Annotated in this window: 21 protein-coding genes and 1 tRNA gene; 2 read left to right on the top strand and 20 right to left on the bottom strand. The window is 68.5% G+C overall.

From position 1 onward, the window contains the following. Positions 1 to 4: 4 nt before the first annotated feature. Positions 5 to 418 (top strand): DUF4112 domain-containing protein, encoded by a 414-nt coding sequence (locus U1701_RS10995; RefSeq protein WP_332782608.1) that lies wholly within the window; start codon positions 5 to 7, stop codon positions 416 to 418. Positions 419 to 479: 61 nt separating this feature from the next. After that, positions 480 to 746: a hypothetical protein gene (locus U1701_RS10990; RefSeq protein WP_332782607.1), complete on the top strand. Its 267-nt coding sequence runs from the start codon at positions 480 to 482 to the stop codon at positions 744 to 746. A gap of 6 nt (positions 747 to 752) precedes the next feature. On the opposite strand, the gene U1701_RS10985 is transcribed toward U1701_RS10990, so the two are convergent. The 20 genes from U1701_RS10985 to U1701_RS10890 all read right to left on the bottom strand — a co-directional run bounded on the left by U1701_RS10985 (position 753) and on the right by U1701_RS10890 (position 16,788). Further along, complete coding sequence (locus tag U1701_RS10985) at positions 753 to 1,469, bottom strand: ribonuclease T2 family protein (RefSeq protein ID WP_332782606.1); 717 nt, start codon at positions 1,467 to 1,469, stop codon at positions 753 to 755. 12 nt (positions 1,470 to 1,481) lie between these two features. Continuing rightward, a complete protein-coding gene (gene nadC / locus U1701_RS10980) occupies positions 1,482 to 2,315 on the bottom strand; it encodes a carboxylating nicotinate-nucleotide diphosphorylase (protein WP_443026035.1) in 834 nt (277 codons plus the stop codon). Positions 2,316 to 2,405: 90 nt separating this feature from the next. Next, positions 2,406 to 3,044 carry a tetratricopeptide repeat protein gene (locus U1701_RS10975; protein ID WP_332782605.1) on the bottom strand — a complete coding sequence of 213 codons (639 nt, stop codon included), beginning with the start codon at positions 3,042 to 3,044 and terminating at the stop codon, positions 2,406 to 2,408. Further along, positions 3,044 to 3,439 (bottom strand): cytochrome c-type biogenesis protein, encoded by a 396-nt coding sequence (locus tag U1701_RS10970; protein WP_332782604.1) that lies wholly within the window; start codon positions 3,437 to 3,439, stop codon positions 3,044 to 3,046. Before U1701_RS10970 ends, U1701_RS10975 begins: the two co-directional genes overlap by 1 nt. Positions 3,440 to 3,528: 89 nt before the next feature. Beyond that, positions 3,529 to 4,056, bottom strand: coding sequence for a redoxin family protein (locus U1701_RS10965; protein WP_332782603.1), 528 nt, complete (start codon positions 4,054 to 4,056; stop codon positions 3,529 to 3,531). Next, positions 4,053 to 5,966: a heme lyase CcmF/NrfE family subunit gene (locus U1701_RS10960; RefSeq protein WP_332782602.1), complete on the bottom strand. Its 1,914-nt coding sequence runs from the start codon at positions 5,964 to 5,966 to the stop codon at positions 4,053 to 4,055. The genes U1701_RS10965 and U1701_RS10960 overlap by 4 nt, the downstream gene beginning before the upstream one ends. Then, complete coding sequence (gene ccmE / locus U1701_RS10955; protein ID WP_332782601.1) at positions 5,963 to 6,394, bottom strand: cytochrome c maturation protein CcmE; 432 nt, start codon at positions 6,392 to 6,394, stop codon at positions 5,963 to 5,965. Before ccmE ends, U1701_RS10960 begins: the two co-directional genes overlap by 4 nt. A 97-nt stretch (positions 6,395 to 6,491) precedes the next feature. After that, complete coding sequence (gene ccmC / locus U1701_RS10950; protein WP_332782600.1) at positions 6,492 to 7,217, bottom strand: heme ABC transporter permease CcmC; 726 nt, start codon at positions 7,215 to 7,217, stop codon at positions 6,492 to 6,494. A gap of 108 nt (positions 7,218 to 7,325) precedes the next feature. Continuing rightward, entirely contained in the window at positions 7,326 to 8,372 is a 1,047-nt protein-coding gene (locus U1701_RS10945; RefSeq protein ID WP_332782599.1) for a Leu/Phe/Val dehydrogenase, read from the bottom strand. Between the two features lie 33 nt (positions 8,373 to 8,405). Further along, positions 8,406 to 8,482: transfer RNA gene (locus U1701_RS10940), tRNA-His, on the bottom strand. A 47-nt stretch (positions 8,483 to 8,529) separates the two neighbouring features. After that, positions 8,530 to 9,252 carry a type II secretion system protein N gene (gene gspN / locus U1701_RS10935; RefSeq protein WP_332782598.1) on the bottom strand — a complete coding sequence of 241 codons (723 nt, stop codon included), beginning with the start codon at positions 9,250 to 9,252 and terminating at the stop codon, positions 8,530 to 8,532. Further along, complete coding sequence (locus U1701_RS10930) at positions 9,249 to 9,722, bottom strand: type II secretion system protein M (RefSeq protein WP_332782597.1); 474 nt, start codon at positions 9,720 to 9,722, stop codon at positions 9,249 to 9,251. Before U1701_RS10930 ends, gspN begins: the two co-directional genes overlap by 4 nt. Further along, entirely contained in the window at positions 9,719 to 10,792 is a 1,074-nt protein-coding gene (gene gspL, locus U1701_RS10925; RefSeq protein WP_332782596.1) for a type II secretion system protein GspL, read from the bottom strand. Before gspL ends, U1701_RS10930 begins: the two co-directional genes overlap by 4 nt. Further along, positions 10,789 to 11,784: a type II secretion system minor pseudopilin GspK gene (gspK, locus tag U1701_RS10920; RefSeq protein WP_332782595.1), complete on the bottom strand. Its 996-nt coding sequence runs from the start codon at positions 11,782 to 11,784 to the stop codon at positions 10,789 to 10,791. Before gspK ends, gspL begins: the two co-directional genes overlap by 4 nt. After that, positions 11,762 to 12,394 (bottom strand): type II secretion system minor pseudopilin GspJ, encoded by a 633-nt coding sequence (gene gspJ / locus U1701_RS10915; protein WP_332782594.1) that lies wholly within the window; start codon positions 12,392 to 12,394, stop codon positions 11,762 to 11,764. The genes gspK and gspJ overlap by 23 nt, the downstream gene beginning before the upstream one ends. Beyond that, entirely contained in the window at positions 12,391 to 12,798 is a 408-nt protein-coding gene (gene gspI / locus U1701_RS10910; protein ID WP_332782593.1) for a type II secretion system minor pseudopilin GspI, read from the bottom strand. The genes gspJ and gspI overlap by 4 nt, the downstream gene beginning before the upstream one ends. A gap of 103 nt (positions 12,799 to 12,901) precedes the next feature. Next, positions 12,902 to 13,372 carry a GspH/FimT family pseudopilin gene (locus U1701_RS10905; RefSeq protein WP_332782592.1) on the bottom strand — a complete coding sequence of 157 codons (471 nt, stop codon included), beginning with the start codon at positions 13,370 to 13,372 and terminating at the stop codon, positions 12,902 to 12,904. Then, a complete protein-coding gene (gene gspG / locus U1701_RS10900) occupies positions 13,347 to 13,787 on the bottom strand; it encodes a type II secretion system major pseudopilin GspG (protein ID WP_332782591.1) in 441 nt (146 codons plus the stop codon). Before gspG ends, U1701_RS10905 begins: the two co-directional genes overlap by 26 nt. An 8-nt stretch (positions 13,788 to 13,795) precedes the next feature. Further along, positions 13,796 to 15,022, bottom strand: a complete 1,227-nt coding sequence (gene gspF / locus U1701_RS10895) for a type II secretion system inner membrane protein GspF (RefSeq protein WP_332782590.1) — start codon at positions 15,020 to 15,022, stop codon at positions 13,796 to 13,798. Positions 15,023 to 15,153: 131 nt separating this feature from the next. After that, entirely contained in the window at positions 15,154 to 16,788 is a 1,635-nt protein-coding gene (locus tag U1701_RS10890; protein WP_332782589.1) for a GspE/PulE family protein, read from the bottom strand. Between the last annotated feature and the right edge of the window lie 64 nt (positions 16,789 to 16,852).

The following is a 16,852-nucleotide window of genomic DNA, read 5'->3' as shown; positions in this document are numbered from 1 at the left end:
GGGGATGATCCAGCCCACATCCCCCCTCGGCTTCGGCCACCTGCCCATCGGTCGCGATCCGTTGTCGGTCCGTCGTCGCATCGAGGCGATGGAGCGCGTCATGGAGGGGCTGTTCGTCATCCCCGGTACCAACCGCAAGGTCGGCATGGACGTCGTCCTGGACCTCATCCCGATCGCCGGCAGCACGGTCGCGGCGGGGATCGGCGCATGGATGGCATGGGAAGCGCGCAATATCGGCATGTCGAAGACGCAGATCGCGCGAATGGCGAGCAATATCGGCATCGACTGGGCGTTCGGCATGATCCCTTGGGTTGGCGCGATCCCCGATCTTTTCTTCCGGTCCAACACGCGCAACCTGCGGATCATCCGCAAGCATCTCGATCGACACTATCCGGCGACAGTTACGGTCGACGCCTGATTACGCTTCCCTGTACTTCGGCTCTTGCTATACTGACGGCGCGGCACACGGGGAGCGCAACATGAGATATTCGACGTCCGTCATGATGGTCGCAGCGTCTGCGTTGTTATGTGCCTCCGCAGCCGCACAAGAAGCGTCCAAAGCCGAGGTGCCGCCCGCCAAAGAAAAGAAGACCTGTCGTTCCTTGATGCCGACGGGGTCGATCATGGCGACGCGCGTCTGCAATACCAAAGACGCCTGGAAACGCTTCGATGACTACACCGCAGAGGGGGCAGACCAGTTCCGGAACACCTATCGGATGACGACCACCGGTCAGAAGCCCAGTTGATCGGTCCTAGCGTCCGCCCCGCCAGATCTTGAGCGTTGCGGCAGGCGCCAGTCCGCCCTGATGCACCGGGCAACGCCGGTACCGGAATCGCCGGTCAAGGCAGATCCAAACCTCGTCGAGCCAACCTTGCTTGGTCGCGGTAACCCGCATCATCGTCGCGCCCAGCCCCGGGTTCGCCCGTGCCATGGCGGCGGCGAACCGCCCGGCGGTCAACGGCGTCCGCGACAGTGCGTCCATGTCGGGATAGCGCAGCCTAGCATAGAGCGCCCCCGATTGACCGAAGAACTTGGCAGGACGATAGCCAGGCATGCAGGTGCCGTGCTTGGCCCATTCATGCTGCATCAGCTGCGCCGACGGGGTCGCGCAAAGGTGCGCGCGGATTACCGGTTGCGGGACGATACCCGCGGCGCGGCAATATTGCGGCCACGTCTTGCCCACGCCGTCCGGCCACAGACCGTGCAACGTGAACCCGAACCGGTTGCCGCTGCCGCATTGCAGGCGTGATCCCGGCCGGTCGCCGTTGTCGCGGCAATATTGCGGGCCCCAGGTGACCGCCAGCGTATAGCCGCCGATCGGGATAGTGCGCGCCGGTTGCTCTGCGGAGGGCAGATCGGGGCGGACCAATAGCCCGCCGGCCGGGATGGAGCAGCTATAGGCCTGGGCCTGGGCAATGCCGGGCGCGAGAAACGCGATGCCGATGGCGGCGGTAACGGTACGGATCATGGCTCTTCCCCCTCAGGCAGCCGCAAAGTCGAGACCGATATCGGCCGCCGGTGCCGACTGCGTCAACCGGCCCACCGACACATAGGTCACGCCGGTTTCGGCGATCGCACGGATCGTGTCGAGACGGACCCCACCCGACGCCTCAGTCGGCACGCGTCCGCCGACCAGAGTCACCGCTTCGCGCAGCATGGGCGGCGCCATGTTGTCGAGCAGCAGGTGCGTCGCGCCCGCCGCCAGTGCCGGTTCGATCTGCTCGATACGGTCGACCTCGACGATGATTTGCGCGATCCGCGCGGCCTTGGCGCGCCGCACAGCTTCGCCCACGCCGCCGGCGACCGCGACATGGTTGTCCTTGATCATCGCCGCGTCCCACAGCCCCATCCGGTGATTCTGCGCGCCGCCCATCCGGGTCGCGTATTTCTCGAGGAGGCGAAGCCCGGGAATGGTCTTGCGCGTATCGAGCAGGATCGCCCCGGTGCCGCGGATCGCCTCGACATAACCGCGCGTCATCGTCGCGATACCCGACAAATGCTGGACCGTGTTGAGCGCGGATCGTTCGGCGGTGAGCATCGCGCGTGCTAGCCCTTCCAGTCGCAGAAGTTCGGTCCCTGCCGGCACCTGTTGCCCGTCCTCGACCAGCCGCTCGATACGGACGGCGGGGTCGAGCGTGCGGAAAAACGCCTCGGCCAGTTCCAGACCTGCGACCACGATCGGGTCGCGGCTGTCCATCACGCCGGTAAACCGCGCCTCCGCGGGGATCACTGCGGCCGAGGTGATGTCGCCGAGCGTCCCGAGATCCTCGCTGAGCGTGGCGGCGACGAAGGCGTCGATATTAAAGTCTTTCATGCGCATCACGTGCCACACAATGGGGAGCGCCGGACAGTCCTTTCCGCCGCTGCAGCCTGACGCGATACCGCTTCGGGTACCCGCAGCCTGCTACTGCAGTTCCGGTGCATCTGGCGTCGCGAGCACCCGGTCGAGCAACGCCAGCCTGATCGCAATGTCGTCATGGTACGAGACGGTCGGCGGCGTCAGCGACAGCGCCCGTGCCCAATAGGGCCGCGCGGTCTCCAGATCGCCCGTACGAACATAGGCCAGCCCTAGAAAGAACGGCGGTGCCGGATGACGCGGCGCTATCCGCATCGCCTGTTGGAATGCGAACAGCGCGGCGGGAGACACTTGATTGCCGTCATGCGCCGCCAGCGCCCCACCCAGACCGGTCCACAGCACCAGGCTCCGCGGCGCGACCCGAAGGCCGCCGAGCAGTACCTGCACCGCGGCACGCCGGTCGCCCGCGCGCGTCATCGCGTCCGCGGCAACCAGATAGGCGGCCGCCCCCGTGTAGCGTTCGAGCATGCGGTCGCGCAGGTCGGTCAACTCGCCATCCACCGGCGACGGCGCCAGCGCGGTGACGACGGGGTTCGCCGGCAGCGACGGCCGGCCCTGCAGCGCATAGCCCGCGCCGCCGAGCATTAGCGCCGCGCCGACCATCGTCCACAACAGCCGATCGACCTTCAGCAATGTGAGCAGGCCAAATGCCGCCGCACCGATCGCTGCAAGAGCAACCCAGCCCATCAGCGCGCCCTCCGGTGGAAGCTTGATCGCGCGATCCACGCGCCGACCGCGAGCAAGGCGATCGGTGCAAGCCATAGCGGCCACGTCAGGCCCGTCAGCGGCGGATCATAGGTGACGTAGTCGCCGTAGCGGGCGATCAGCCAGGCACGGACCGATTCGGGCTTCTCGCCGCCCTCGATCCGCTCGCGTACCAGCGCACGCATGTCGGCCGCCATGTCGGCGTCGCTGTCCGCGATCGACTGCCCCTGGCAGACGAGGCAGCGCAGCGTCTCCATGAGCGCCTTGGCCGACGCCTCCTTGGCGGGATCGGCAAGTTGCTTGTTCGCATAGGGAGCGGGCGGCGTCGAAGGCTGCGCGGACGCGATCCCCGACAGCAAAATGAAACCGATCGTCATCCCGGATTTGATCCGGGATCCATGACGCCGCGAACCCAGCGGCACGGCGGATGCTCGAACCAGTCCGGCATGAAGGGCGCGCGCAAACCTCATCGCGCGTCCTTCACGGCCTGCAGGATCGCCGCCACGTCGTCCGCCCGGATATCGCCGATATGCTGCTTCACCACGACCCCGCGCCCGTCGATCACGAACGTCTCGGGCACGCCAGACGAGCCGAGCGACAGCTGCACCGCGCTCTGCGCATCGCTGCCGATCCGCGCATAGGGATCGCCGTTGCGCTTCAGGAATGCCGCGACCGCCGTACCCGTGTCGCGCACCGCAAGTCCATCGATCGGCACGCCCAGCGCCTTCAACCGCATCAGCTGCGGCGCTTCCGCGATGCACGGCACGCACCAGCTCGCGAAGACGTTGAGCAAACGCGGCTGGCCCTGCCCGAACGTCGCGCTCGCCACTCCCGGCTTGTCCGCGACGATCGGCGGCAGGGCGAAGTGCGGCAGCGGCTTGCCGACCATGGCCGACTTGATCGTCTTGCTCGCCGGTCGGATCAGCCCGCTCGCGACCACCGCGAACAGCAGCGCAAAGATCGCCAGCGGTGCCCAGAGCGCGAACCGCTTCATGCCCACGATTCCCGCATCGCCGTGCGCCGCGCGCGCCGCGCGCGGCCGATCAGCGACAACAGCCCGCCGAACGCGATCAGCGCACCGCCGAGCCAGATCAGAGTCACCAGCGGCTTCCACCACAGCCGCAGTTGCCAGCGCCCCTGTGCGTCGGGCTGCCCGAGCACGGTGTAGAGCTGTCCGTCGAGCACGGTCAGGATCGCGCTTTCGTTGGTGTTGGTCGGCGGATTGGCGAAGAAGCGCAGCTGCGGATGCAGCACGCGCGTGGTGTCGCCGCGCGACGCGGTCAGCCTGGCTTCCAGCGCCGACCAGTTCTCACCGATCCGCGGCGATATGCCGTCGAGCGTCACGGTGTACGGGCCGACCCGCGCCGATTCGCCCGCACGCACCGCGACCAACGTTTCCTTGGTGAAGGCGCTGTCGGACGCCATGCCCGCCAGGCTGACCGCGATGCCCAGATGCGCGATCACCATGCCGTAGGTGAAAAGCGGCGTGCGGCGCAGGTTGCGCTTCCACAGCGGTGCCACGCTGGCAACCGCGAGACCCGCGGCGAGCGACAGCCCCGCCCAGGGTAAAACGCCCGGCCAGACGAACAGCAGCGCCACTGCCACGAGTATGGTGACCGCGATCGGCCCGGCAGCGCGGCGAACGACGGCGCGCGCATCGTCGTGACGCCAGCGCAGCAACGGCCCGACCGCCATCACCGCGACCAGTATCAAGGCGATCGGCCCCGCCGCCTTGTTGAAGAACGGCGGCCCCACCGACAGCTGCACACCGAAGCCCGCCGCGACGATCGGATACATCGTGCCGATCAGCACGATACCTAGGATCACCGAGAGCAACAGGTTGTTGGCGACCAGCCCGCCCTCGCGGCTGACCGGTTCGAACGTCGTACCCGCGCGCACCGTGCCCATCCGCGCCGCGAACAGTGCGAACGCACCGCCGATATAGATGGCGAGCAGCGCGAGGATGAACGCGCCACGCTCCGGGTCGACCGCGAAGGCGTGCACGCTGGTCAGGATTCCCGATCGGACCAGGAACGTCCCGATCATCGACATCGAAAACGCGACGACCGCCAGCATGACGGTCCAGGCGCGCAAGCCGTCGCGGGTCGCCAGCACCGTCACCGAATGCAGCAAGGCGGTGGCTGCGAGCCACGGCATCAGCGACGCGTTCTCGACCGGATCCCAGAACCACCAGCCACCCCAGCCCAGCTCGTAATAGGCCCAATAGGAGCCCGCGGTGATGCCGAGCGTCAGGAAAATCCAGGCGATCAGCACCCAGGGCCGCATCGCGCGCGCGAAGGCCGGGCCGACATCGCGCGTCACCAGCGCCCCGACGGCGAACGAGAAGGCGACCGACAGCCCGACATAGCCGGTGTAGAGCGTCGGCGGATGGAAGGCCAAGCCGGGGTCCTGCAGCAGCGGATTGAGCCCGATGCCATCGGCAGGCGCAGGGCTGATCCGCGCGAACGGGTTCGAGGAGAACAGCAGGAAAGCGTAGAAGCCGAGCGCGATCGCCGCCTGCGCGCCGAGAGTCGCGATCAGCGTGCGCTCGGGCAGCGACCGTTCGAGCAGCGCGACGGCGCCGCCCGCCAGCCCCAGGATCGTCACCCAGAGCAGCATCGAGCCCTCGTGATTGCCCCACGCGCCGGCGAACTTGTAGATCCACGGCTTGGCCGAATGGCTGTTCTCGACGACCAGCTTCACCGACATGTCGGAGTCGAGGAACACGCCGATCAGCAGCGCCATCGCCAGCAAAGCCAGCAGCCCCTGCACGATCGCGACCGGCCGCACCGCGGCGGTCACCTCGTCGCCGCCGCGCGCGACCGCGATCGCCGCCATCGCCAGTTGCAGCGCCGCCAAGGCGCCGGCGAACCACAGCGCCGCAAGTCCTGCTTCGGCCATCATTTCAGGGTTTTCGTCTCGTGCATCTTGCCCGCCATTTCAGGGGGCATGTATTTTTCGTCGTGCTTGGCCAGCAGGTTCGACGCAACGAAGCTGCCGTTCGACTGGAACGTCCCTTCGGCCACGACGCCCGATTTCTCGCGGAACAGGTCGGGGACGATCCCGGCGAACACGACCGGCGTGGTCGCCCTGCCGTCGGTGACGACGAAATGGACGGTGACGCCATCCGCAGCGCGCTTGACAGATCCGCCCTCGACCATGCCGCCCAACCGAACCGCACGGCCGAGCGGCAACCTGTCGCGACGCACGTCGGATGGCGCATAGAAGAATGCGGCCTGATCCTTCAGCGCCGATAGCGCGAGGAGGCCCGCGATCACGACCGCCGCCAGCGCGAGCAATGCCAAGGTAAGGCGTTGATGCTTAGCCTTCATCGTTCGGCGCGCCGCATGGCGAGATAACTCAGCAGCGCGAGCACCGCGCCGCCGCCCATGGTCAGCGCATAGGCGGCGGTGATGAAGGGCCAAGGGCTCATGCGGTCGCCATCCGGCGCATCCGCGCCTCTGCCTTCGACGTCGCCAGCATTGCACGCATCCGCATCAATACGATCGCCGCGAAGACGAGTGTGAACCCAACCAGCATGATCGGCAGCGGCCACAGGATCGAGCCCGCGATCGTAGAACTGCGCAACCCGATGCTCGGCCCCTGGTGCAGCGTGTTCCACCACACCACCGAATAGCGGATGATCGGCAGCAACACCGATCCCGCGATGCCGTAGATCGCCGGCACGCGCCCGTCCCCGCCCCGGTCCGCATCGGCACGCGCCAGCGCCATGTAACCGAGATAGACGAACACGAGCAGCAGCATCGACGTCAGCCGCCCGTCCCATTGCCACCACGTCCCCCAGGTCGGCCGGCCCCAGATCGAGCCGGTAACCAGGCAGATGATCGCGAACACCGCGCCGGGCATCGCGATCGCGCGCGCCGCGACGCTGGCCAGCGGATGCCGCCAGACGAGGAACGCGATGCTGGAAATGGCGATCCCGCTCCACCCGCCCATCCCAAGCCACGCGGCGGGAACATGGATGTAGAGGATCCGCACGGTCTCGCCCTGGAGATAGTCTGGCGGCGTCTGCGTCAGACCGGCCCAGCATCCAATCGCGACCAACAAGACCCCTGCCCAAAAGAGTACGGGTGTCAGCGGCCTGGCGATGGTCAGGAAGCGCGCGGGATTGGCAAAGGCGTGAAGCGTCGGCACTGGCACCGATCTTATGGACAAAAATGCGGGACGTCACGCGAGAGTTGCAGTGCTTCGTGTCCAAGTCCGTGGACCCCGGGAAAATCGAGGTCCACAGCTTTCGAACCGCTACCGGCCGATCAGTTTGCGCGCGATCGAATCGGCGACGTCGGAGGCGGGCTCACCCGTGCGGTCGCTCTCGTCCCACACCTGGACCAGCCGTTCAGGGATCCGCGCGATCCGCGCCTTCACCTCGGCCTCGTCGCCGTGGCCAAGATATTCGAGCCCGACATTGATGATGCCGCCCGCGTTGATGACATAGTCGGGCGCATAAAGGATGCCGCGCTCATGCACGCGGCGACCGTCCTCGCGGACGCTCAGCTGGTTGTTGGCACCGCCGGCGACGACCTTGGCCTTGAGCGCGCCGATCGACGCCTCGGTCAGGATCGCACCCAGCGCGTTCGGGCTGAAGATGTCGGCGTCGGTAGTCAGGATCGCCTCGGCCGCCACCGCCGTCGCGCCGAGTTCACCGGCCAGTGCCTGCGCACGACCCTCGTTGACGTCCGCCAGCGTCAGCACGGCGCCGTCAGCCGCGAGCAGCCGCGCAAGCCCGCCGCCGACCGAACCGACGCCCTGGATCGCGACGCGAACGCCCTTCATGTCGGTCGCGCCCAGCCCACGCTGCGCAGCAGCCTTGACGCCCAGATAGATGCCGAGCGCGGTGTACGGCCCGGGATCGCCGCCGGCGGCACCGCTCGCGACCGGCAGGCCGGAGACATAGCGCGTCTGGCTGGCGATCACCTTCATCCGCTCTTCGGACATGCCGACGTCCTCAGCGGTGACGTAGCGCCCGCCAAGCGAATCGACCGCGCGGCCGAACGCCTCGAGCTGCGCCGTCGTGATCGTGTCGCCGGGCTTGGCCGCAAGCACGACGCCCTTGCCGCCGCCGAGTTCGAGCCCAGCCATCGCGTTCTTGAAGCTCATGCCGCGCGAGAGGCGCAGCGCATCGGTGATCGCGCGGTCGCTGTCGGCATAATGCCAAAAGCGCGCGCCGCCCGCGGCAGGTCCAAGCGCGGTCGAATGCACCGCGATCACCGCCTGCAGGCCCGATGCCGGGTCCGTGAAGAGGTGGACGCCTTCGTGGTCGTCGAAGTCGGGGAAGCCCCAGCTGGTCATGGAATGCCCCGGAGAGAATCTGAGGAGAAAAGATGGGGCGACCGACGGGACTTGAACCCGCAACATCCGGCATCACAAGCCGACGCTCTAACCAATTGAACTACGATCGCCGCGAAGGCGCTGCCCCTAGCGGGGCGGTGGCCGTGCCGTCAAGGACTCAGAAGCGTCCTTCGATCGAAAGCCGGTATCCGCCGCCACCGGCGACGAAGCCCGCCGCCTCCAGCTTCGCAGCTGCCAGCGGGTCGGACGGGCGCAGCGACAGCGCGGCGCGGTAGCGGCCACCCGCGTCGATACGCAGCGTAATGCCTTCGGTGCCGGCCTGGCTGGTCAGCGGCAGCAGCAGGGCGTCACCCTCGCACCGGGCATTGCCCGCAACGGTCTGCGGCAGGACGATCCCGCCGACATCGCCGGCCAGCGTCGCACGGACCCGACCCTCGGCGCTCTCGCATCGGCCATCACGGAATTGCACGCTAACCGCGTCGAGATCGAGCGCCGAAACCGGCACCGGCGCGAACACACCGCCGGTGGCGATCGTCGCGGTCAAGTCGTCGATGCCGAGCGCATGCCGGCTGATACTCCCCGACCCTCGCAGCGTCCGCGCTGCCGATTCGGGTCCGGCGAGTACGATCTTCGCTCGTCCCAGCAGCAGCGGCCAAGGCGACAGGCGCGCATGCAGGTCGCCAAGCGCCAGATCGCCAAACCGTGTATCGCGCAACGTCGCGCCCCAGATCGTCCCACTGACGCTGCGCGCGGTAAACCCTTGCTGGCCAACGCCCGCCCAGCCGAGCGCGGCACGCATCGGCAGGAACACCACCAGTGCCACCACCAGCATCGCGCCGAACAACGCGGTGGGCGCGGTCCGCAACCGAATCCGCCTCATGCCGCACGCGCTTTCAGCACCAGCGATACGCCGACCGCCTTGTTGCCGTTATCCGTCATCGCCGCGGAGTCGACGAGGATGCCGATGCGTTCAAGCCGGGCCAACCACGCGACCAATGCCGCCGGCCGCGCCGACTGGATGGCGACGCGCACGTTCGCGCCGTCCTGATCGAGGCTGGCGAGCGTGAAGCCCGCCTGGTCCGCCTCGATGCGAACCACGTCGGCGAGCGTCCCTGTCAGCGGCTGCGGACGACCCCGCTGGATCGCCTTCAGCGCCGCGACCTGCGCCTGCGTTTCGCCGAGCCGCGTCACCGCATCGGCATGGCGTTCGCGCGCGCTCGACAGCCCATCGCCGACGGGGCGGATGATCGCGCCCCAGATCAGCGTCAGCACCGCCAGCGCCACCATCACCAGCAACAACTTCTTCTCGCGCGGCGCGCGGCCGTCGAACCAGGTTCGCAAGGCGGTCATCGTGCGGTCACCGTCAAATCCCCCGTCACGCGGCCTGCCGCCGCCTGGAACGTGCCCGCGCGCACCGTGAAGCCCGCCGATTCGATCGCACGCTTCAGGTCGGTCGCCAGCGCCTCGCGCTCCACCGCGACCGACAGCCGCAAATCGCCGTTCGCCTGGAAATCGAGCGCGGTCACTTCGGTACCGGGCGTCGCGCGGACCGCCGCGAACACCGCGGCGGTGGTCGCGCTGAACCCGAGCCCTGGGCCGCGCACGCGCGACAGCCGCTCGTCGAGCTGACGCGCCGCGTCGGTCACGGTTTCGCCGCGCGGCAGCCCGGTGCGTGCGATCGCATCCGCCTGCGCTTCGAGCGCATCCGCGCCGAAACTATATTTCGCGATCCGTACCAGCGAGATCGCCAGCGTCACAACAAGGATTAACAACGCCAGCCGCGCCAACCGCCGGATCAGCGGCCAATCGAGCGCGAACCGCCGCCGCCGCGCGAACGGCCCTTGCCGCAGGTCGAGCGCGGGCGCACCGGCCGCCGCCACCAGCGCGGCCAACACCGTATCGCGATCAAGCGGAACCGGCGCCACGCCACCGGTGATCAGCGGGGTCAGCATCGCGTCGTCGGCGAAACCGCTCGACGTGCCCCGGACAAGATCGATCCCTGCGATCGCGGCATGCGCATAGCCCTCGACCGGACGCGGCAGCAGCATCGGCGCGGGGACGACCGCGACCGGATCGATCCCGTCCGCCGCCAGTATCGCCAGCCAGTCGCGCATCTGTGCCGCGCCGACCACGCCGATCGGCCGATCCGCCGTCCCTTCGTCACCGACCGCGACATGAAGTTCGGCGAGCGGCGCAGCACTCGCCTCGGCGACCAGCAATCGCGCGGCGGCGGTCGCCTGCGCCGGGCTGCGCGACGGCAGCTCGGCCCAGTGGAGCGTGACGTCCTCGGCCGGCGCGACCGCGATCACGGGATCGTCGCCGACCGGCACCCCCTGCCCTTCGGAGGCGATCGCGGCGTCGACGACGCGCATCCAGCGATAGCCGGTCTCGCCGGCGGGAAGGAACAACAGCGTGGTCATGATGGCTCGCCCCATTGCCGCGATACGAGCCGCGCGGGAAGACGTGTCGCGTCGATCAAGGCACGTTCCTGCAATTGAGTCGTCCCCAGCGTCACATCGATATCCAGCGCGAACCATTTCGACACGACCGCGGTCTGGCCCTCGGCACCCGCATCGGTCGCGCCTTGCAGCGCTGCGCCCTTGAAGAATTCGGAGGTAGCGCCGTAGCCCTGCGGCGGTCGCTTGAGGATCAGTTGCCGCGCTCCCTCGACGGAGAGCGTATCGGGCAGTAGCATCGCGAACAGCGGCGCCTGTTCGGGCAACAGCGTGTTGACGTTGATCGGCGCCGGCTGCGCGATCGGCAGCGTGCAGATCCATGGCCGCAGCGTGGTATATATTTCCGGTGTCATCCCCGCGACCGCGCGCAATTCGCTCGGGTCGCTCATCAGCGTACCGGCGGTGCGATACCCGCCCTCGCGCCCAAGATACGCGCCGTCCTCCGCCCCCATCGCCTGCTGGTCCTGGTCGCTATCGATCCAGTCGGTCGCACCCGAGGCGATCTGTTCGGCGACTTGGGTGGGGACTTGCAACAGCCGCATCAGCCGCACGAACACCGGCCGCTGTTCGCCGCGGGTAACATAAGCCCCGGTCGACGTTCGCGAAACCAATCCGTTGAGGTTGAAGCAATTGCCGCCATCGCGCACCCGCGCGGTCGCAAAGCCGCCACCGGGCAGCGGCATGCCGAACGGGCGGTCGCTCCAGCCACCCGCCAGCGTCACGCGCTTGGGGTTCGCGCCGAGCATCGAGCCGATCCGGGTCACCGCCATCGTCTCGGCGGCATAGGCATAGGCACGCGCCTGCTCGCCCGCCGCGGCATTGCCCGCGAGCCGGGTCGACAGCCGCAATTTCTCGAGCGCAGCGCCTGCCATCACCGCGATGATCGCGACGAGCATCAGCACGGTGAGCAGCGCGGCACCGCGTTCGGCGGGGTCAACCGGTCGCACCGGGGGCATCCTCCGTCGGTACATAGCCCGAGCCGACCAGGAACAGCTGGCGGAACACCGTGCCGTCGTCGCGTTGCACGCGCAGTTCGAGCGCATCGGGCAGCGGCACGCCGCTCGCACCGTCCCAGCGGTCGCTCCAGGCGCCCGCGATCCGATAGCGCAGAGCCACCTGCCGGACGCGCGTCATCAGCACCGCAGGGGGCAGCGGTTGCGCGCCGTCGACCATCGGATAGGCGATCCGCTGCAACGTCGAATCCTGCACCTGATAGGCGACCTTCTGCAGGCTCGCGCGCGGCGCACCGTCGAGGTTGCTCCATCCTGCGCGGACGAAGCGCAGCATCGGCGCGGCACCTGATCCGCTCTGGCCGACGAACGCCGGCATCACCGTGCCCGCCTCGTCGCGCGCGCTGCGGTCCCGCGCCTGGGCGAGATCGGCCGACAGGATCGATACGGTCCGCGTCAGCGCCGTCATGTCGTCGAGCCGCGCGCCGGTGGTGCCCTGCGCGCGCACGCTGAACGACAGGATCGCGACCCCCGCCGCCGCGATCATCCCGAAGATCATCAGCGAGACCATCACTTCGACCAGCGTAAAACCGGCTTCGGACCGCTGCGGCGTCATGCCGCGCCCCGCGGCGGGCGGATCATCGTCAGCCGGCCGAGCACCGCGCCGCCGGGCGCCGCGACCGACACGTCGATCCGCAGCACGCCGGCATCGCCGACCGCGCTCACCTGCCGCGTCCAGGCCCAGGCGCGGCCGCCATTGGTCTCGACCCCGGCGATGCGGCCTGCAGTCGGCGGTTTGCCGCTGGTCACCGCGTCGATCGCCACATTGCGCGCGACCATCTGCGCGACGAGCGTATCGTCGAGGATCGACGCCCCCCGGATCGTCGCGCTTTCGAGCCGCACGAGCGCCATCGCCGCAAGGCTGAAGACGGCGAGCGCGACCATGATCTCGATGAGCGTGAAGCCGTGCTCCACCCTTCGGCGCGTGTTTAGCCCCGAGTGCCCCAAGAGCGCCGTCACCCCGGACGTGTTCCGGGGTCCATCGTTCCGCACAATCAGACCTGCCTGCTCACGCGGAACCATGGATGCCGGAACAAACCCGGCATGACGGGTGCGGGAAAGCTCACCCCGCATCGGCATGAACGCTGCCATCGGCATCGATGTTGACCACCGAGCCCACCCCATCGCGGTCCAGCCGGATCGCCGCCGGACGATCGGTCAGCCCGGTGGGATCGAACGTCACCCGAACCCGGCCGGACGCGTCGCCGATGCTCGCCTTGGTCCCCTCGCTCCAGCGTTCGACGCGCATCGGCTTCTCCGCGATCGGCACCCAGCCGCCCGCCAGCCGCCGGTCGAAGCCATAGCCGCCGCCAGTCACCCACACGCTGACCGGTCGCGCCTCGATGATCGCCGAATCATGCGCGGCGCGGACGCGCGCGGCGAACCGCACCGCCTCGTCCTGCACACGCCCGCGCGGGTCGGGCATCGCCCAGACCACCGCCGCCGAGGCGAGGCCGATGATCGTCACGACGACCATCAACTCTACCAGCGTAAAGCCACCCTCGCGGTTATTCCCAGCTGCCGATATCGGCATCGATCCCCTGCCCGCCTTCCTTGCCATCGGCGCCGAAGGTCCACACGTCCGCCTCACCATGCGTGCCGGGCGAGGCATAGAGATACGGACGACCCCAGGGATCGTCCGGCAGCTTCTTCAGATAGCCGCCACGCTGATAGCGTGACGGATCGGCTAGCCCGGCCGGTGCGGAAACCAGCGCGTTCAGCCCCTGCGAGGTGTTGGGGAAGCTCATGTTCTGCAGCTTGTACAGCTCGAGCCCACCCTCGATCTGTGCGATGTCGGCCTTGGCCTTCTGGATTCGCGCAGTGTCGCCCGAGGGCAGCACGTTGAGCGCGACGATGGTCGCGAGCAGGCCGATGATAACGATGACGACCATCAGCTCGACGAGCGTGAAGCCTGCTTCGCGGCGGCGTTTCTTGTCTTCGGGACGCATGAACAACCTCATTGGCCTGCCAGCGTGTTGAGCTGGAGGATCGGGAGCAAAATGGATAGCACGATCGTCGCGACGATGCCGCCCATCACGACGATGATCAGCGGTTCGAGCAGCGACAGCGCGGTCGCGGTGAAGCGGTCGAATTCTCGTTCGAGATAGTCGGCGGCGCGTTCCAGCATCTCGTCGAGCCGCCCCGCCGCTTCGCCGCTGGCGGCGAGATAGGTGAGCAAAGGCGGGAAGACGCCCGCGCGGCGCATCGCCGCGGACAGGCTGCCGCCGCCGCGGATCGCCTCGACGATCTGGTCCGATGCGAGCCGCAGCCGGCGGTTGTGGATCGTGCTGGCGGTGAGGTTCAGGCCGTCGAGGAGCGGCAGGCGGCTCGCGACCATCGTCCCCAGCGTGCGCGCCATCCGCGCGGCGTGGAGATCGCGTAGCAGCCGGCCGAGCAACGGGATGCGGAGCAGCCAGCTGTCGAACGCGAGCCGCAGATCGGGGTTCTTCAGCGCCTGCCAGCCGCCGAGCCCGGCGACGACGACGACCAGCAGCATCACCCACCAATAGCCGACGAGGAACGCCGAGAACGCCATGACCATGCGGGTGAGGAAGGGCAGTTGCTGGCCGACCGTGTCGAACTGTTCGACGACCTGTGGCACCACGAACATCATCAGCGCGGTGACGACGCCCAGCGCGACGAGCGCGAGGATCGAGGGGTAGGCGAGCGCGGTGATCAGCTTCCCGCGGATTTCCGCCTGGCGTTCGAGCAGCGCAGCCAGCCGGTCGAGGATCGTCGGCAGCGAGCCCGAGCTCTCACCCGCCGCGACCATCGCGCGGTAGAGCGGCGGGAAGCTCTTCGGCTCGCGCGCCATGGCGTCGGCCAGGCGGCGGCCTTCGACGACGCCGGCATGCACCGCAGCGACGATCCCGCGGACGCTCTCCTGCTCGGTCTGGCGGGTGATCGTGCGCAGGCTTTCCTCGAGCGGCGAGACGCGGTTGAGCGTCGCGAGCTGGCGCGTGAAGAGCGTCAGGTTCTTGCCCGACATCTTGGGCTTGCCGAGCTGGAGGCCGAACAGCGGACGGCCTGCCGAAGCCTGCGGCGGCGCGCCGGGGGCTAGCTTGACGACGTACAGCTTGCGCGCGTCGAGCGCCGCGCGGGCAACATCGATGTCGGACGCGGCGATATGGCCGCGCTTCTCGGCGCCGCGGGTGTCGATCGCGAGATAATCGAAGTCAGCCATGCATTCCTCCCCGGCACGGGGAGGGGAACCGCCGCGTAGCGGGGGTGGAGGGGGCGTGCGGCAAGCGGGGCGCTCGCGGAGAGCCCCCTCCACCAGCTGCGCTGGTCCCCCTCCCCGTGCCGGGGAGGATATTACGCATCCTCGACCTCGGTCGTATCGCGCCGCGACACGCGCACCGCCTCTTCCGCCGTCGTCTGCCCGGACAGCACCAGCTCCCGCGCGGACTGTGCCAGGTTCGGCGTCCGTGCGAACGCATGCGCGGTGATCGCGCCCTCGTCGCCGTCGCTGTTGATCAGCCGCCGGATCGTATCGTCGATCCGCACCGCCTCGAAAACGCCGATTCGCCCCTTGAAGCCGGTCTGCCCGCACTCGTCACAGCCTTGCGCGACATAGACCACCGAATCGCCGGGAATGCCCAGCAGTGGCGCGACCGTCTCCGACGCCGGCACCGCGCGCCGACAGGTCGGGCACAGCCGCCGCACCAGCCGCTGCGCGATTACCGCGCGCAGCGTCGAGGCGAGCAGGAAGCTCTCGACCTTCATGTCGCGCATGCGCGTGATCGCGCCGATCGCGTCGTTGGTGTGGACCGTCGACAGCACGAGATGCCCGGTCAGCGACGCCTGCACCGCGATCTCGGCGGTCTCGCGGTCGCGGATTTCGCCGACCATGACGACGTCGGGATCCTGGCGCAGGATCGCGCGCAGGCCGGCCGCGAAGGTCAAGCCGACCTTCGGGTTCACCTGCGTCTGGCCGACGCCGTCGACCGCGTACTCGACCGGGTCCTCGACGGTCAGGATGTTACGGCTGCCATCGTTGAGCAGGCGCAGCGCCGCGTAGAGACTCGTGGTCTTGCCCGAGCCGGTCGGCCCGGTGACGAGGATAATCCCGTTGGGCTCGGCGAGCGATTCGCGCAGCAGCGCGAACAGTGCCGGCGGCAGGCCAAGCGCCTCCAGCGTGATCCCGGCATTCTCCTTGTCGAGGATACGCAGCACGACGCGCTCGCCCGCGCGGCTCGGCAGGGTGGAGACGCGGACGTCGAGCAGCTTGCCGCCCAGCGTGAGGCCCATGCGACCGTCCTGCGGCACGCGGCGCTCGGCGATGTCGAGCCGTGCCATCACCTTGATTCGGCTGACGACGACGGGCGCGACGTTGGCGGGCATCCGCAGCGTCTCGCGGAGCACGCCATCGATCCGCATCCGGATGACAAGGCCCGACTCGTACGGCTCGATATGGATGTCCGACACGCCGTTGCGCGCGGCGTCGGCGATGATGCCGTTGATCAGGCGGATCGCGGGCGCGTCGTCGGCGGTGTCGAGCAGATCCTCCGCGGTCGGCATGTCGCCTGCGAGCAGGTCGAGCTCGTCGCCCATCCCCACCGCGGCGAGCGCGTTGGCCTGGCCGTCCATCGCATAGACGTTGGAGAGCAGGCGATCAAAGGCGGGCGCGTCGACCATGCCGATCGCGAACGGGCGGCCGAGATAGCGGCGGAGTTCGAGCAGGACTTTGGGGTCCGCGCCTTCGCGCATCGCGATGGCGAGGTGGGAATCGGTTTCGGTGTGGTCGACGACCACGCCGAATTTGCGTGCGAAGGCATAGGGGATCGTGAGCTGCGGGAGGGGTTCAACGACGACGTCCGTCGTTCCCCGGCGCAGGCCAGGGTCCAATCGGGAAACGTCAGTTGTAAAGTCGCCAGCTTCACCCAATTGGGCCCCGGCCTCCGCCGGGGGGGTGACCAACTCGAACGCGGTCCCTTCGCGAATGATCATCGTACCTCGCCCCAAGCCGTTCTCCCGCGAAGGCGGGAGTCCAGGGTTACGGAGGACAGCGCTG

This window comes from Sphingomonas rhamnosi, from assembly GCF_036663615.1.
GTDB lineage: Bacteria > Pseudomonadota > Alphaproteobacteria > Sphingomonadales > Sphingomonadaceae > Sphingomonas.
The sequence above is the reverse complement of the archived record's forward strand: the minus strand, read 5'-3'. Positions and strand labels throughout refer to the sequence as shown.

Excerpts from the sequence above, each read along its gene's own strand:
- gspF (WP_332782590.1), bottom strand. The coding sequence starts at position 15,022 with ATGGCTGACTTCGATTATCTCGCGATCGACACCCGCGGCGCCGAGAAG.
- gspL (WP_332782596.1), bottom strand. The coding sequence starts at position 10,792 with ATGACCACGCTGTTGTTCCTTCCCGCCGGCGAGACCGGCTATCGCTGG.
- U1701_RS10975 (WP_332782605.1), bottom strand. The coding sequence starts at position 3,044 with ATGGGCTGGGTTGCTCTTGCAGCGATCGGTGCGGCGGCATTTGGCCTG.
- U1701_RS10990 (WP_332782607.1), top strand. The coding sequence starts at position 480 with ATGAGATATTCGACGTCCGTCATGATGGTCGCAGCGTCTGCGTTGTTA.
- U1701_RS10905 (WP_332782592.1), bottom strand. The coding sequence starts at position 13,372 with ATGCCGATATCGGCAGCTGGGAATAACCGCGAGGGTGGCTTTACGCTG.
- U1701_RS10890 (WP_332782589.1), bottom strand. The coding sequence starts at position 16,788 with ATGATCATTCGCGAAGGGACCGCGTTCGAGTTGGTCACCCCCCCGGCG.
- U1701_RS10970 (WP_332782604.1), bottom strand. The coding sequence starts at position 3,439 with ATGACGATCGGTTTCATTTTGCTGTCGGGGATCGCGTCCGCGCAGCCT.
- U1701_RS10945 (WP_332782599.1), bottom strand. The coding sequence starts at position 8,372 with ATGACCAGCTGGGGCTTCCCCGACTTCGACGACCACGAAGGCGTCCAC.
- ccmE (WP_332782601.1), bottom strand. The coding sequence starts at position 6,394 with ATGAAGGCTAAGCATCAACGCCTTACCTTGGCATTGCTCGCGCTGGCG.
- gspK (WP_332782595.1), bottom strand. The coding sequence starts at position 11,784 with ATGCCCCCGGTGCGACCGGTTGACCCCGCCGAACGCGGTGCCGCGCTG.
- U1701_RS10995 (WP_332782608.1), top strand. The coding sequence starts at position 5 with ATGATCCAGCCCACATCCCCCCTCGGCTTCGGCCACCTGCCCATCGGT.
- gspN (WP_332782598.1), bottom strand. The coding sequence starts at position 9,252 with ATGAGGCGGATTCGGTTGCGGACCGCGCCCACCGCGTTGTTCGGCGCG.
- gspG (WP_332782591.1), bottom strand. The coding sequence starts at position 13,787 with ATGCGTCCCGAAGACAAGAAACGCCGCCGCGAAGCAGGCTTCACGCTC.
- gspJ (WP_332782594.1), bottom strand. The coding sequence starts at position 12,394 with ATGACGCCGCAGCGGTCCGAAGCCGGTTTTACGCTGGTCGAAGTGATG.
- U1701_RS10960 (WP_332782602.1), bottom strand. The coding sequence starts at position 5,966 with ATGATGGCCGAAGCAGGACTTGCGGCGCTGTGGTTCGCCGGCGCCTTG.
- U1701_RS10930 (WP_332782597.1), bottom strand. The coding sequence starts at position 9,722 with ATGACCGCCTTGCGAACCTGGTTCGACGGCCGCGCGCCGCGCGAGAAG.
- U1701_RS10985 (WP_332782606.1), bottom strand. The coding sequence starts at position 1,469 with ATGATCCGTACCGTTACCGCCGCCATCGGCATCGCGTTTCTCGCGCCC.
- nadC (WP_443026035.1), bottom strand. The coding sequence starts at position 2,315 with ATGAAAGACTTTAATATCGACGCCTTCGTCGCCGCCACGCTCAGCGAG.
- U1701_RS10965 (WP_332782603.1), bottom strand. The coding sequence starts at position 4,056 with ATGAAGCGGTTCGCGCTCTGGGCACCGCTGGCGATCTTTGCGCTGCTG.